At 60.6% G+C, this 14,191-nt stretch carries 13 protein-coding genes; 5 read left to right on the top strand and 8 right to left on the bottom strand.

Features of this window, described 5'->3' with window-relative positions; all coding sequences use genetic code 11:
- Positions 1-258: 258 nt before the first annotated feature.
- Positions 259-513 carry a hypothetical protein gene (locus G7048_RS10910; protein WP_166068164.1) on the bottom strand — a complete coding sequence of 85 codons (255 nt, stop codon included), beginning with the start codon at positions 511-513 and terminating at the stop codon, positions 259-261.
- On the opposite strand from G7048_RS10910, the gene G7048_RS10905 reads away from it, so the two are divergent.
- Positions 500-2,371, top strand: coding sequence for a phosphoenolpyruvate carboxykinase (GTP) (locus tag G7048_RS10905; protein WP_166068163.1), 1,872 nt, complete (start codon positions 500-502; stop codon positions 2,369-2,371). The genes G7048_RS10910 and G7048_RS10905 overlap by 14 nt on opposite strands.
- A 123-nt stretch (positions 2,372-2,494) precedes the next feature.
- On the opposite strand, the gene G7048_RS10900 is transcribed toward G7048_RS10905, so the two are convergent.
- The 7 genes from G7048_RS10900 to pilV form a co-directional block, all read right to left on the bottom strand.
- Positions 2,495-2,950: a hypothetical protein gene (locus G7048_RS10900; RefSeq protein WP_166068162.1), complete on the bottom strand. Its 456-nt coding sequence runs from the start codon at positions 2,948-2,950 to the stop codon at positions 2,495-2,497.
- A gap of 80 nt (positions 2,951-3,030) precedes the next feature.
- Complete coding sequence (gene ribD, locus G7048_RS10895) at positions 3,031-4,167, bottom strand: bifunctional diaminohydroxyphosphoribosylaminopyrimidine deaminase/5-amino-6-(5-phosphoribosylamino)uracil reductase RibD (RefSeq protein WP_240933244.1); 1,137 nt, start codon at positions 4,165-4,167, stop codon at positions 3,031-3,033.
- Between the two features lie 39 nt (positions 4,168-4,206).
- On the bottom strand, positions 4,207-4,632 hold the full coding sequence (locus tag G7048_RS10890) for a type IV pilin protein (protein WP_166068161.1): 426 nt from the start codon (positions 4,630-4,632) through the stop codon (positions 4,207-4,209).
- Positions 4,633-4,643: 11 nt separating this feature from the next.
- Positions 4,644-6,725 (bottom strand): pilus assembly protein, encoded by a 2,082-nt coding sequence (locus G7048_RS10885; protein ID WP_166068160.1) that lies wholly within the window; start codon positions 6,723-6,725, stop codon positions 4,644-4,646.
- 46 nt (positions 6,726-6,771) lie between these two features.
- Positions 6,772-7,521 carry a PilX N-terminal domain-containing pilus assembly protein gene (locus G7048_RS10880; RefSeq protein ID WP_166068159.1) on the bottom strand — a complete coding sequence of 250 codons (750 nt, stop codon included), beginning with the start codon at positions 7,519-7,521 and terminating at the stop codon, positions 6,772-6,774.
- 1 nt (position 7,522) lies between these two features.
- Positions 7,523-8,377, bottom strand: coding sequence for a PilW family protein (locus G7048_RS10875; protein WP_166068158.1), 855 nt, complete (start codon positions 8,375-8,377; stop codon positions 7,523-7,525).
- Positions 8,368-8,967 carry a type IV pilus modification protein PilV gene (gene pilV / locus G7048_RS10870; protein WP_166068157.1) on the bottom strand — a complete coding sequence of 200 codons (600 nt, stop codon included), beginning with the start codon at positions 8,965-8,967 and terminating at the stop codon, positions 8,368-8,370. The genes G7048_RS10875 and pilV overlap by 10 nt, the downstream gene beginning before the upstream one ends.
- A 377-nt stretch (positions 8,968-9,344) precedes the next feature.
- Between pilV and G7048_RS10865 the strand changes: the two genes are divergently transcribed.
- The 4 genes from G7048_RS10865 to G7048_RS10850 are packed head-to-tail and all read left to right on the top strand — an operon-like array spanning position 9,345 to position 14,058.
- Entirely contained in the window at positions 9,345-10,235 is an 891-nt protein-coding gene (locus tag G7048_RS10865; RefSeq protein ID WP_166068156.1) for a MaoC family dehydratase N-terminal domain-containing protein, read from the top strand.
- Positions 10,236-10,255: 20 nt separating this feature from the next.
- Positions 10,256-11,422, top strand: a complete 1,167-nt coding sequence (locus G7048_RS10860) for an acyl-CoA dehydrogenase family protein (protein WP_166068155.1) — start codon at positions 10,256-10,258, stop codon at positions 11,420-11,422.
- A gap of 11 nt (positions 11,423-11,433) precedes the next feature.
- Positions 11,434-12,639, top strand: coding sequence for a CaiB/BaiF CoA-transferase family protein (locus G7048_RS10855; protein ID WP_166068154.1), 1,206 nt, complete (start codon positions 11,434-11,436; stop codon positions 12,637-12,639).
- A gap of 51 nt (positions 12,640-12,690) precedes the next feature.
- A complete protein-coding gene (locus G7048_RS10850) occupies positions 12,691-14,058 on the top strand; it encodes an MmgE/PrpD family protein (RefSeq protein ID WP_166068153.1) in 1,368 nt (455 codons plus the stop codon).
- Positions 14,059-14,191: the final 133 nt, after the last annotated feature.

Raw genomic sequence — 14,191 nt, 5'->3', positions numbered from 1 at the left:
CACAGCCAGCTGAAACCATTGACTGAAGCGTTGAACTTTTCTCCAAGTCCAAGCAACACCTCTTCTATGGTTACATATTACTTAATAGTCATCATTAGGGGTGTGTCGAAAATGATTTTGACGTTGATTGACATTACTGGCGACTGCTTAAGCGATCTTGCGCACTAGGTGTTTCCCTTGTAAAAACGACAACTTGGTTGGACCTCTCAATGACATGAATGTCGACATCGGAGGTCGCGCACCGCATGATGCATAACCTCATGCATCGTTTGCATAGATTTCAATCCCGACAAACAGACAAATCGCCCGGTCCTTCATAAAATCGTCATCCCAGCCGACTCGCGCGTTGATGATGTTTTGTGAGGCCGCCCCGCCTCGTTTCCCCAAGACTTCCAGTGCCTGCCGACGGAACGCCAAAGCCGTTTTTTCAAAGGCAGTGCTCCTCGCAAATGCCGCTTCCTTTGAAAAAACTGTTTTTTCATCATTCAGGAAGCCCGCAATGAACGCACCCACGATGCAAGGTCTGGAAATCCAGGCGCCCGCATATGTCAAGAACGCCAAGCTGATCGCTTGGGTCGCCGATATGGCCGCGCTGCTCAAGCCCGCCAAGATCCACTGGTGCGATGGCTCCGAAGCCGAATACGACGCGCTGTGCCAGCAACTGGTGGATGCCGGTACCTTCAAGAAGCTCAACCCCGCCAAGCGCCCCGGCAGCTTTCTGGCTTGGTCCGACCCGTCCGACGTGGCCCGTGTGGAAGACCGCACCTTCATCTGCTCCGAGAAGAAGGAAGACGCAGGTCCGACCAACAACTGGATGGCTCCCGCTGAAATGCGCGCCACATTGAATCCGCTGTTCGACGGCGCGATGGCTGGCCGCACCATGTACGTGGTGCCGTTCTCGATGGGCCCGCTGGGCTCGCCGATCGCTCACGTGGGCGTGGAACTCTCCGACAGCGCCTATGTGGCCGTCAACATGAAGATCATGACGCGCATGGGCAAGGCCGTGTACGACGTGATCGGCACCGAAGGCGACTTCGTGCCTTGCGTGCATACCATCGGCGCTCCGCTGAAGGCTGGCGAAAAGGACACGACAAGCTGGCCTTGCAACAAGACCAAGTACATCGTTCACTACCCAGAAACCCGCGAAATCTGGTCGTTCGGCTCGGGCTACGGCGGCAACGCGCTGCTGGGCAAGAAGTGCCTGGCGCTGCGCATGGCTTCCGTCATGGGTCTGGAGCAAGGCTGGCTGGCCGAGCACATGCTGATCCTCGGCGTGACCAGCCCCGAAGGCAAGAAGTCGCACGTGGCAGCTGCTTTCCCAAGCGCTTGCGGCAAGACCAATTTCTCGATGCTGGTGCCGCCCAAGGCATTCGACGGCTGGAAGGTCACGACCATCGGCGACGACATCGCCTGGATCAAGCCCCAAGCCGACGGTTCGCTGCGCGCCATCAACCCAGAAGCCGGTTACTTCGGCGTGGCTCCGGGCACCAACTACCACACCAACCCGAACTGCATGGACAGCCTCGACAAGAACGTGATCTTCACGAACGTCGCGCTGACCGATGACGGCGACGTGTGGTGGGAAGGCATGGAAAAGGACCACGAAGGCAAGCTGCCCGATCACCTGATCGACTGGCAAGGCAAGGACTGGACTCCAGCCATCGCCAAGGAAACCGGCGCCAAGGCTGCTCACCCGAACGCCCGCTTCACCGTGGCCGCGATCAACAACCCCGCGCTCGACGAAGCATGGGACGACCCGAAGGGCGTGAAGATCGACGCCATCATCTTCGGTGGCCGCCGCTCCACCACCGTGCCGCTGGTCACCGAGGCGCGCAACTGGAACGAAGGCGTCTACATGGCTGCGACCATGGGCTCCGAAACCACCGCCGCAGCGTTTGGCGCTCAAGGCGTGGTGCGCCGCGACCCATTCGCGATGCTGCCGTTCATGGGCTACAACATGAGCGAGTACTTCCAGCACTGGCTGAACATGGGCGAGAAGATCGAGAAGATCGGCCAGGTCGCTCTGCCCAAGATCTACACGACCAACTGGTTCCGCAAGAACGCCGACGGCAAGTTCGTGTGGCCAGGCTACGGCGAGAACATGCGCGTTCTGAAGTGGATGATCGACCGCCTCGAAGGCAAGGCCGAAGGCCAGCAGACCGCGTTCGGCGTGGCTCCTCAGTACGCTGAAATCAACTGGACCGGCGTGGAGTTCTCGCCAGAACAGTTCGCCAGCGTGACCAGCATCGACAAGGCCGCATGGGCCGAGGAAATGAAGCTGCACACTGAGCACTTCGACAAGCTCGCCTACAAGCTGCCCAAGGAAATGCTGGAAATCAAGGCTGCGCTGGAAAAGCGTCTGGCTGCCTGATTGCTCCGGTAGGTTCTGTTGCTACGGGCTTCGGCCCGTGCATTGACCGGCACAAAAGCCCATGTCCGCAAAGGCATGGGCTTTTGTCGTTTGATTCGCCGTGAAAGTGAAAGCGCCCGACGCTCAATCCAGCTTGCTGTCATCCGCCACGCAGGCACGTTTGAGTGCCGTGGCAGAGTAGTTGATCGTCTGCTTCATCGCGCCGCCGAGCAGCTTGGCGTCGATGTTCAACTGAAAGTTCGCGCCCGTGTTGACCTGAAAGGCTTCGGCCGTCAGCATGCCGCCGCATTGCACGTTCCATTCCTTGCGGTTCTTGCCGATCAGCTTGCTGTCCTTGATGCGGCACTGCTTGAAGTGCTGGGCCAGCAATTGGTCCGGGTACAGAAAACCGTCCTTGTCCACCTGATCCGCAGTGAAACAGCGATTCTTGGTGCGCGGCGGCTTGGCGGGCTTGTTGCCGATGGCGGACTTGGTCTCGACGACGGAAAACGCGCCCGGCTTGGCCGCGTGGCTGGGCATGGCCCCCAGCAAGGCCACGGCTGCAACGAGTCCGGGTAAGGACAAATGGAATGTGCGCATGCGATCAAAGGTAGCAGATTACAAGCCACCGCGCAGTCAGTGAGGCGTGCAAGACTGCTTCATTTCGGAGTGCTCGGCGATCAGAACCGTTCGTGGTCTGCCACGACGGCGCGAATGCGCAGGTTGGAGCCGATGGGCGTGACTTCCTTGAACGCCATCTGCGGCGTGTCGGCCAGTTGCGTGAGCGCCATGCCGGAAAACGCCGTCTGCGCATCACCCAGAATGCGCGGGGCGATGTAGAGCAGGCATTCATCGATCAGCCCGGCTTGCATCAACGCGCCGTTGAGTGTGCCGCCTGCTTCGACGTGCAGTTCGTTCATCTCGCGCTGGCCCAGGTCTTGGATCATCGCTTGCAGATCGACCTGGCCGTTGGCGGCGGGCAGGTGGATCACTTTTGCGCCGCGTGCTTCGAGTGCGGATCGGCGTGCAGCGTCCACCGTGGCGCAGTAGATCAGCACTTCGCGCGGAATGTCGAAGAGTTGGGCGGTAGGCGGAGTACGCAGTTGGCTGTCGACGATCACGACGCGGGGCTGGCGGGGCGTGTCGATGTGGCGCACGTTGAGCATGGGATCGTCGCCCAGCACGGTACCGATGCCGGTGAGGATGGCGCAGGCCTGCGCGCGCCAGCGGTGGCCGTCGGCGCGGGCGGCTTCGCTGGTGATCCATTGGCTTTGGCCGTTGCGCAGGGCGGTTGCGCCGTCGAGCGACATGCCGGCCTTCAGGCGCACCCACGGCTGCTTGCGCACCATGCGGCTGAAGAACCCGATGTTGAGGTCGCGCGATTGCTGGCCTGCCGCGTCGTCCATCGAGACCTCGATGCCAGCGGCGCGCAGGCGGTCAAAGCCTTGGCCTGCAACGCGCGGGTTGGGGTCGGTAATGGCACCCACGACCTTGCCGATTCCGGCGGCGATCAGCGCGTCGCAGCAGGGGCCGGTGCGGCCGTGGTGCGAGCAGGGTTCGAGCGTGACGTAAGCCGTTGCGCCGCGCACGTCGGAGCCGCGTGCCGCCGCGTCGCGCAGTGCCATCACTTCGGCATGCGGTCCGCCAGCCTGTTGGGTGAAGCCGCTGCCCAGTTCGGTGGTGCCGTCGGCGCTCATGATCACGCAGCCCACGCGCGGGTTGGGGTTGGAGATGAAAAGCGCGTTGCGAGCGAGCGCAATGGCGCGCTGCATGGGATCACTCGGGGCGGACGAAGGGGCTGCGGTATCGGTTGTCATGGCAGGGCGATGTTACGTCAGTTGACGTCAGTTGAGCCGTCATCGCCCCCAGCATTCCCTCGCCACATTGCCCACGCTGTAGCTCTGCGCGCCGCGAATGCCTGTGTGCGTGAGCGTCAGGTCGCCGCACGGGTCGCCAAGCATCACGTCGGCGCGCGTGGCAAGCACGGTGAAGCCGCTGGCGGTGCTGGTTGGCAGGCTCAGCGTGTAGTGCGGGGGCTTGAGCGCCTGCAGCATGACCAGCGTGGGCTGGCCGGTGGGGTACTGGCCGTTGGAGGTGTTGGCGCGCTCCATCCATTGCGCGACCTGCAGCAGCGCGGCCTTGGCCTCGGCACGGTGGCCGCGTGCGATGTACTGGCGGTAGCTGGGCAGGGCGACGGCGGCGAGGATGGCGATCACGACGAGGGTGATCATCAGCTCGATCAGGGTGAAGCCGCGAGGTCCTGTGTGCTTCGTTGGGGTCATGTCCGTTTCTCTCACTTCAGATGTCGCCAGCTCGGGCGCTTGACGCGCATGGGCAGGGCGTCGAGCCGGTCAGTCTTGCCGTCGGAGCCTTGGCGTGTCTGACGGCCGTTGCTCGACGAAAGCCGCAACTCCCGCGATGCGGCCGTTGAGCGCGAGGCGGGTGCGTCCTCGGCGTTGACCAGCCCGTCGCCGTTGGTGTCCAGCACGCGCGATTTCTGCGGCGCGCCGGTGGCGATGTCGAGCAGCGTGCGAAAGGTTTGCTCGCATGGCCCGGAACTGGTTGCGGGAACGCGGCTGATGATTTCGAGCACATTGCCGCCGCCGTAGAAACCCAGAGGATCGCGCACGCGTTCGCGCTCCACGGGCAGATCGAGATACCAGCCTTTCTTCTCGCCCGTGTCGCAGGGCGTGCGCGTGCAATAGGCGAATGACGTGCCCTGCAGCGACCAGAAACTTCTGCCCGAGGTGCCGGAAACAGCGCTGGTCGCACCGCTTTGACTCGTCAATTCATCGCGAGACAAGGCTGCGACCGGCAGGTCTTTGCGTGTCGCATCCACGGCGACCTTGCCCTTGTCCGCTCCGCTGTCCTGAATGACGTAGCGTGTGTAGTCCATCACGGAATAGACAGTCTGCACGGAGCTGTCTGCGTTGTCCGCCTCGCTCAGTTCCTGGCCGGTGCCGAAGGCGATCATCAGGCCGCCGATGTCGGGGTGCACGCGCACAACCGGCGCGATGGTGATGGGCTGCGGCTTGCCATCGCGCGCTGCAGTGAACAAGGGCGTGCCATTCAACGCCACTTTCCAGCGCTGGTCCGACGCGGCCGCGATGTCGAATTTCCAGAGATGGCCTTGCAGATCGCCTGCGTAGACCACATCGGGGATGCCGTCGCTGTTGATGTCGAGAAACTGCGGGGCGGAAAGGCCGTTGGAGATGCTGGACGCGCCGCCGGAGGTCGATGCTGTTGCTGAAATTTTTAGCAGTTCCCGCGCACCATCGAGATACTGAATCAGCAGCACGGGCTGGCCGTTCGCGCTGCCGTACCCATTGCCAAGCACGACGGCCCAACGACCATTGTTCAGTTGCGTGATCTGCAGGGCGCGCTGGGCGTTGGCCTCGTCCAGCGTGGGCGCGGCGAAGAGGTGGCCGATATCCGGGTCGCTGCCGTCGGTGCGGTCCATCACGACGAGTTGGGTGGCGTTGGATTCGGCAAAGCTGCTGGGCGTTGTGACGTCGAGCACAAAGAAACCGGGGCCACCTGCGCCCAAAGTTCCGATCAGCAAGGTTTTCCACTGTCCGTCGATCAGCGCATCGCCGATGAAGGGCGATCCATCCACATAGTAGTGATGGCCGTAGTCGCGGGTGGCCAGCAAGTGCAGGTTGAGGTGCGCGCCTTGCGGCACGTAGCCGAGCAGCTCATCGCCCGTCTTCGCGTTGAATCCGTGCAGCATGCCATCATTGCCGCCCACGTACAGCATGGCGGTGCGCGCCGCCTGCTGGGTGGCGAAGTCGCGGTAGCTCTTGTCCACGTAGGCCGACGCGGACTTGCCCACATGCCACATGCGCGAGTGCACGATGTCGCCCTGACGGGAATGGCGTACTCGGAGGCCGTTTGCAGCGCTTGCGGACTCCAGACTGCGGTCGCCGCGCAGAAACTGCATCAGATCGGCTCCGTAGCTTTTCGCCACGCCATGGGACTGCAACTGCGTTTGCTGCGACTTGGACAGCGACTCCCACCGAAACGGCACGCCGTGCGTTCCATCGTGCGTGAGCATCTGGCGTTGGTCGATGCTGGCGAGGGCATCCAGCTTGTCGGCGGTGCTGTGGTGTGGTGGTTGGCCCCAGTCGGCGTTGGGTTTCGTACTGTCGGTCAAAAGGGTGGAGACGATCTGACCGGACCAACCCGACGTTTCGTATGACGACATAAACACTGCCGTGCTGCCATTGCTCGCGTAGCCGCTGATCACGGCGGTCGCGGCCGAGCATTTTGCAGAATCGACCGGAGCCTGCGCAAAGTTCGCATTTGCCGTTGCCGTGGCGGCATTTGCCGACGTTGACAGCACAACGAGCAGGAAAATGAGAAGCAAGCGTGGCATGAAATACCTCCCTCGATCTGTTTTTTTTGGCTTTTCATTGATTCATTCATTCACTGGATTGAAGCGACAGCACGGTCTGCAGAACCACTTCGGTGCCTTTCTTCTGGCCTCTTGCATACACCGTGATCCGGTAAATCCATGGAACGCTTTTATCCGGTGCATAGGCTTTGAGATGCGGATTGTTGTCGTAAGTGGAAAGCAAACCGACTTCAGAGTTTGCGAAAGACAGAACCTCGATCCAGTACCAGGCGCCTTTCAGGTCTTTGACCTGCTTTGAAGATTCGCTGAGTCCCAATATCGGATTGCCACCGGGGCCGGCGGCCGCTCCGGTGAATTGGCCGTATCTCGCTCCCACATTGGCGGCGGTCATTTGCAGCAATGTCGTTGGGTCCGACCAGAAATCCTGAAAGCCAGAACGCTTTCTGCAGATGCCATAGGCACAGCCAGACGGCAAGGTATTGAGGTAACTGATCAAGTCCACCAGTTCCACACGATCATGCGGAAAATGAACCGATGTACTGGCTCGACACACATTTCCAGTCGCATTGGCTGCCGAGCAAGGAGTACCGGAGGCTTGGACACTGCGAATATCCAGCTCTGCATCCTTCAAAAGAATCTGTGCTGCTTCAAATGTTCTCTGATAATCGGCTTCGTTTCCCGTGAGAATTTCATGAAACAGCGCACTGCGCGATGCCCAGATCGCAAGCAGGCTGGTCATCAATACGATAATCAGCACAATATAAAGCGCAGCCCCATTCTGTCGATGGCAATGGCGTTTGAAATGAAATTCAGGCATTTCATTCTCCGGTGGCGCGAATATGGAAGAGCTGTCGGGTCAATATCACCAATCGGTCGCCTTTGGCTTGTATTTGCCCGTCGCATTTTTGATAGGTCGCATCCACATTTGGAGCTTTGGTGCCGGGGCTTTCCAATTCCAGGCAGACTTCCACGGCGCTTACTTTTGTCCATTGCTGAGGCGTGCGATTCAAATCGGCGGGTGCCATATATTGAAAATGGGGCTCTGCACTGGCGGTATCTCCAGGGATTCGCAACAGCAGATGAAGAGCAAAATCCTTCACATTGCCGATGATGGGCTGCGGCGTGCCTGCGACGCCTGTACACATGAGGTTGCCATCGCGCAGGAAGAAGGTGCTGGTGATGGTGTTTGAAAGTAAGCGGTTGCTTTTGTTTTGTCCTAAGCAATCTCTCAGTGCCGAATCCATGCTGGGCTTGGTGGAGTCGGCCAGCAGGAATTCGATGAAATTCTCGTACTGGACCTGCAGGGCATTGCCGACCGACTTGGATACGCTGGGTGATCCAACGGCGGAAAGGCTTTCATTGACAGTCGAGGCTTTTCCATCGGAATTCAAAACCGGCTCGAAAATCACTGGGCGCATTGCCTCCGGCTCCAAGCCATTTCCCAGAGCAGGTTGAATATTCAGAGCGATGCTGCCGGTTTGGCGAATCTGCAATCCGATGATTCGCAAGGCGGTATTGGCATCCTGTCTCAAACTGACGGATTCGTTCACTGTGGTGGAGACGAATTGCGATACCTGCAATGAGGTCAGTGCAATCGCGACGATCAGCAGGCCAATGACCAAGCCGACCAATATCTCCACCAGAGTCATGCCATTCTGGTTTTTCATATGCATGAAGTTCTCCCTTCTTCTCCTACAACGGCGCAATGCCTTGGAATGCTGATGTATTGCAGATGGCAAACATATTGCTCGGGGCAGGCTTTATTGGAGGTCTCCGTTGCGGATATTTTCAAGAATGCATTCAAAGCTTCGGTCTCTGCAGCATTCGATCCTTCGCGTTGATTTTCTTTCCAGGCGACCAACACACCCAATTGCATTGGATTGGTGGAGTCTGCATCGGCAGTGCTTTGAAAGACGATGGCACGCCCGCTGCCAAAGGCGTGCTGCATTTGCTGATGCCATTGATGAATATCGAGCCTTGCCAGTTCTTCTGACGTGCAAGGTGTAGTGCAGTCATTGGCCGCTTCTGCTGGTGAATCTGCTGTGTATATCTTCAGGTATTGACTGGCCGCAGGGTTGGTGTTGATTCGCTCGCTCAAATCTTCAATCAGTCGAATGGCCTGCGAGCGGCGGATGCCCGCTTGGGCGTCCGACAAGGTGCGCAACTGAATGCCCAGCACGCTGAATACACCGAGCGCCACGACCAGAATGGCGACCAGTGATTCCAACAAGGTGATTCCGCGAATGGATTGGCGAGACGGCATGGTGGTGTCCTGAAAATCCCCGTTCGCCGATGGGTGGACGGCCTTTTATTAACGTCGCTGGTTTGGTGGTGTGCAATTCGCTTTGGCCGAAAATTGAGCGATTTGTGGGCGTTGATGAGTCGTTGTTTGATGTGATCCAAAAATGCCGGGCATGACGGGAAAGATGGCCGTTCGGCTGTTCAAAGTCAGTGCGGTGGATGGGTCACAAGCACACCGGATGGGCATTCGGCGGCTCACGGCTTCGCAAATACGAAAGGGGAGCTTGCAAACACAGCGATTGTGTTGAATTGCTTCACAAGGGAAGATGCCGAGCATCTGGAACGCTGTTCCCGTTTGATCCCCATTTCTTTCGACTGTGCAAGCCAGTGACAACAAAGATGAGTGAAAAACTTCCCCTGATCGACGACGCCCAACTCGCGCATCTGCGCACGTGGCTGGGCAAGAGTCAGAGCACGCCCGATCTGATCACCCCCGCGCCCGTGCGCAGCCTGAGCGCGACGTTCGACCGCGATGATGCGCCGCCGCTCGCGGGCACCGAGCTGCCCCCGCTGTGGCACTGGCTGTACTTTCTGCCGCATGCCAAGCAAAGCGAGATCGGCCCAGACGGGCACCCCACGCGCGGTGGTTTTCTGCCGCCCGTTCCGCTGCCGCGCCGCATGTGGGCGGGTGGTCGGCTGACCTGGGAGACGGGCAATCCGCTTGCGGTGGGGCAGGAGGTGGAGCGGGTTTCCACGATCAAGTCGGTCAATCACAAGGCGGGCCGTTCGGGCGAGCTGCTGTTCGTGGTGGTCGAGCATCGCTATTCCAACGCCCATGGTCTGGCGCTGACAGAGGAGCACGACATCGTCTTTCGCGAGGCTGCCGAGCCCGGTGCGCCCGAGCCCACGCCGCAGAAGCCGCCGCTCGCGGGCGAGGAGGCGTGGTCGCGCACCATCGTGCCGGACGACGTGCTGCTGTTCCGCTATTCGGCGCTCACCTTCAACGGGCACCGCATCCACTACGACCGCAAGTACGTGACCGAGGTTGAGGGCTACCCCGGCCTGATCGTGCACGGACCGCTGATCGCCACGCTGCTGCAGGACGTGCTGCGCCGCAATCTGCCCGATGCCAAGGTGCGCAGGTTCGCCTTCAAGGCCGTGCGACCGACCTTCGATCTGAACGCATTCAGTGTGCATGGCAAGCCGTCTGCCGATGGCAAGACAGTCGAGCTGTGGGCGCAGGACCACGATGGCTGGCTGACCATGCAGGGCACGGCCGAGCTGGCCTGAGCGACCGGAGAACCACAGACATGATCGAACAGACGCTCTCCAACAACTACCCCGAAATCCGCGACGCGATTCGCGCGCTGTGCGCAGAGTTTCCGGATGAATATTTCCGCAAGGTGGACGAGGCACGTGCCTATCCCGAACAGTTCGTGAACGCGCTCACCCAAGCCGGCTGGCTGGCCGCGCTGATTCCCACCGAATACGGAGGATCGGGTCTGGGCTTGACCGAAGCCTCGGTCATCATGGAGGAGATCAACCGCTGCGGTGGCAACTCCGGCGCGTGCCACGGCCAGATGTACAACATGGGCACGCTGCTGCGCCACGGCTCCGACGCGCAGAAGCAAAAGTACCTGCCAAAAATAGCATCCGGCGAATGGCGTCTGCAATCCATGGGCGTGACCGAACCGACCACCGGCACCGACACCACCAAGATCAAGACGACGGCGGTGAAGAAGGATGGCCGCTACGTCATCAACGGCCAGAAGGTGTGGATCAGCCGCATTCAGCACAGCGACTGGATGATTCTGCTGGCGCGCACCACGCCGCTGGCCGACGTGAAGAAAAAGAGCGAAGGCATGTCGATCTTCATGGTCGATCTGCGCGAAGCCGAGAAGACGGGCATGACCGTGCGCCCGATTCTCAACATGGTGAATCACGAGACGAACGAGCTGTTCTTCGAGAACCTCGAAATCCCCGAAGAGAACCTGATTGGCGAGGAAGGCAAGGGTTTCAAGTACATCCTCGACGGCCTGAACGCCGAGCGCACGCTGATCGCCGCCGAGTGCATCGGCGACGGGTACTGGTTCATCGACCGCATCACCAACTATGTGAAAGACCGCAACGTGTTCGGTCGCCCCATCGGCCAGAACCAGGGCGTGCAGTTCCCGATCGCCGATGCGTTCATCGAGATCGAAGCCGCCAACCTCATGCGCTGGAAGGCGTGCGAGCTGTTCGACAAGCACGAGCCCATGGGCGCGCAGGCCAATATGGCGAAGTATCTCGCGGCCAAGGCGAGCTGGGAAGCGGCGAACGCGTGCCTGCAATTCCACGGCGGCTTCGGCTTTGCCTGCGAATACGACGTGGAGCGCAAGTTTCGTGAAACACGTCTGTACCAGGTGGCGCCGATCTCCACCAATCTCATCTATTCGTATGTGGCCGAGCACATCCTCGGTTTGCCACGTTCGTTCTGAGGAGGCGCGAGATGTCAGACAAGAAGAATCGTCCAAGGCCGCTCGACGGCATCACCGTGGTTTCGCTGGAGCATGCCGTCGCCGCGCCGTTCTGCACACGCCAATTGGCTGATCTGGGCGCGCGCGTCATCAAGGTGGAGCGCCCTGGCGTGGGCGACTTCGCACGCGGCTATGACCAGCGCGTGATCGGCCAGTCCTCGCACTTCACGTGGATCAACCGCAGCAAGGAAAGCCTCGCGCTCGATCTGAAGCAGCCCATTGCGCACGACGCGCTCATGCAGTTGCTGGCCGATGCCGATGTGCTGGTACAGAACCTCGCGCCAGGTGCTGCGGCGCGCATGGGGCTGTCTTATGACGCGCTGCATGAGAAGTTTCCAAAGCTCATCGTTTGCGACATCAGCGGCTACGGTGCTGACGGTCCGTATCGTGACAAGAAAGCTTATGACCTGCTGATTCAAAGCGAGGCAGGTTTTCTCTCGATCACCGGAACGCCTGAAGTGCCCAGTAAGGCGGGCATTTCGGTAGCCGATATTGCGGCTGGCATGTACGCGTACACCAACATCATGTCGGCCCTGCTGCTGCGCGCCAAGACGGGCGAGGGCAGCCACATCGACGTGTCCATGCTCGAAGCATTGGGCGAGTGGATGGGCTATCCGATGTACTACGCATTCGACGGTGCACCGCCACCGCCGCGCACGGGCGCATCGCACGCCAGCATCTACCCGTACGGCCCATTCATCGCGGGCGATGGCGGCACGGTGATGCTCGGTCTGCAGAACGAACGCGAGTGGCTGGCCTTTTGCGACAAGGTGCTGGAAAAGCCCGAACTGGCCAAGGACGCACGTTTTGCCAGCAACGCCCATCGCAACCAGAACCGCGATGCGCTGCAGGCCGAGATTCTGCGCATCTTTGGCGCACTTACTGCCGAACAAGTGGTGCAGCGATTGGAAGTTGCAGGTATCGCCAACGCGCATGTGAACGACATGGCTGGCCTGTGGGCGCATCCGCAGTTGGAAGCACGCAAGCGCTGGCGCACTGTGAACACGCCCAAGGGCGACGTGCCTGCCTTGCTGCCGCCAGGGCTGAACAACGCATTCGACTACCGCATGGATGCTGTGCCTGCAGTCGGCGAGCACACGGCCCGCATTCTGGCGGGGCTGGGTTGGTCGCAAACGCAGATCGACGAACTGCTTTCCGGCGACAACGTCGCAGATTGAACAATCAAACAAACAACCAGCGCTGGCAACGGACACACAAGGGGATTTCACATGAAACAGGAAACAGCCATCAACGTGCATCCACTCGCGCAATTCGCCGCAGGGCTGCGTTGGAAGGACGTTCCCGACGACGTGCAGCGCAAGGCCGAAGACCTGCTGGTCGACTGGTTCGGCTCGGTGCTCGCGGGGCAGAGCGCGCGCCCGGTGCAGAGCATCACGCGCTTCGCGCTGTCGCAGGGGCCGCGCGTGGGTGAGTGCGAGGTGATCGGCCAGTCGGCGACCACATCGCCCATGATGGCCGCGATGGCGAACGCTGCCGCATCGCATGTGGCCGAACAGGACGATGTGCACAACGGCTCGGTGTTTCACCCGGCGGCGGTGGTGTTTCCGCCTGCGCTGGCCGTGGCGCAAAGCATTGGTGCGAGCGGCGAGCGCTTCATGGCGGCCTGCGTGGCGGGTTATGAAGTCGGCATTCGCGTGGGCGAGTTTCTGGGTCGCAGCCATTACAAGATTTTTCACACCACCGGCACGGCTGGCACGATCGCGGCGGCGGCTGCCGTCGGCCATCTGCTCGAACTCACACCGCAGCAGATGCAGCATGCATTCGGTTCCGCAGGCACGCAGGCGGCGGGTCTGTGGGAGTTTCTGCGCACCGCTGCCGACAGCAAGCAGCTGCACACCGCGCATGCCGCTTCTGCCGGCTTGACGGCGGCCTATCTGGCGCGTGATGGTTTCACCGGCGCGCAGGACATCTTCACCGGACCGCAGGGTATGGCGGCGGGCATGTCGAGCGATTCGGATGCGGCGAAATTGACGGACCGCCTCGGCACGCGCTGGGCCACGCCGGAGACCTCGTTCAAATGGCATGCCTCGTGCCGCCACACGCATCCTGCCGCCGATGCGCTGTTGCAGGTGATGCAGCACAACGGCCTGCAACTCGCAGACATCGCGCAGGTCGTTTGCCATGTGCATCAGGGCGCAATCGATGTGCTTGGCCCCGTGGTGTCGCCCGCCACGGTGCATCAGAGCAAGTTCTCGATGGGCACGGTGCTGGCCATCGCGGCGCGCTTTGGTCATGCAGGTTTGACGGAGTTCGATGAGCAATTCCTCGCGCCCGACACCGTATCGCTGCGCGACAAAATCAGCATGGTGCTGGACGACGAAGTGGATACCGCCTACCCGCAGCGCTGGATCGGCAAGGTCACCGTCACCACTACCGATGGACGCACGCTGCATGGCCGTGTCGACGAGCCCAAGGGCGATCCGGGCAACACGCTCTCGCGCGCGGAAATCACCGACAAAGCGCTGCGTCTGGCGGCCTACGGCAGTGGGGCTATCCCTGAGGACAAGGTGCGCCGCGCGGTGCAAAGTCTGTGGAACATCGCGCAGGCAGCGCATGTGAATCGCCTGCTTGCCTGAGCGGTTTTCCATTTTTTTGCACCAGCTTCCCTGTCGCTCACGTCATCAATCCACAATCCATCAGGAGGCAAAACATGCAGTCATCGCCGTCATCGATTGGCAAGAAGTTTCTCAAGGTCAATGTGTTGCGAAG

This window comes from Diaphorobacter sp. HDW4B (assembly GCF_011305535.1).
Classification (GTDB): Bacteria; Pseudomonadota; Gammaproteobacteria; order Burkholderiales; family Burkholderiaceae_C; genus Diaphorobacter_A.
Note: the sequence above shows the minus strand (reverse complement) of the source record. Positions and strands in the feature narration are given on the sequence as shown.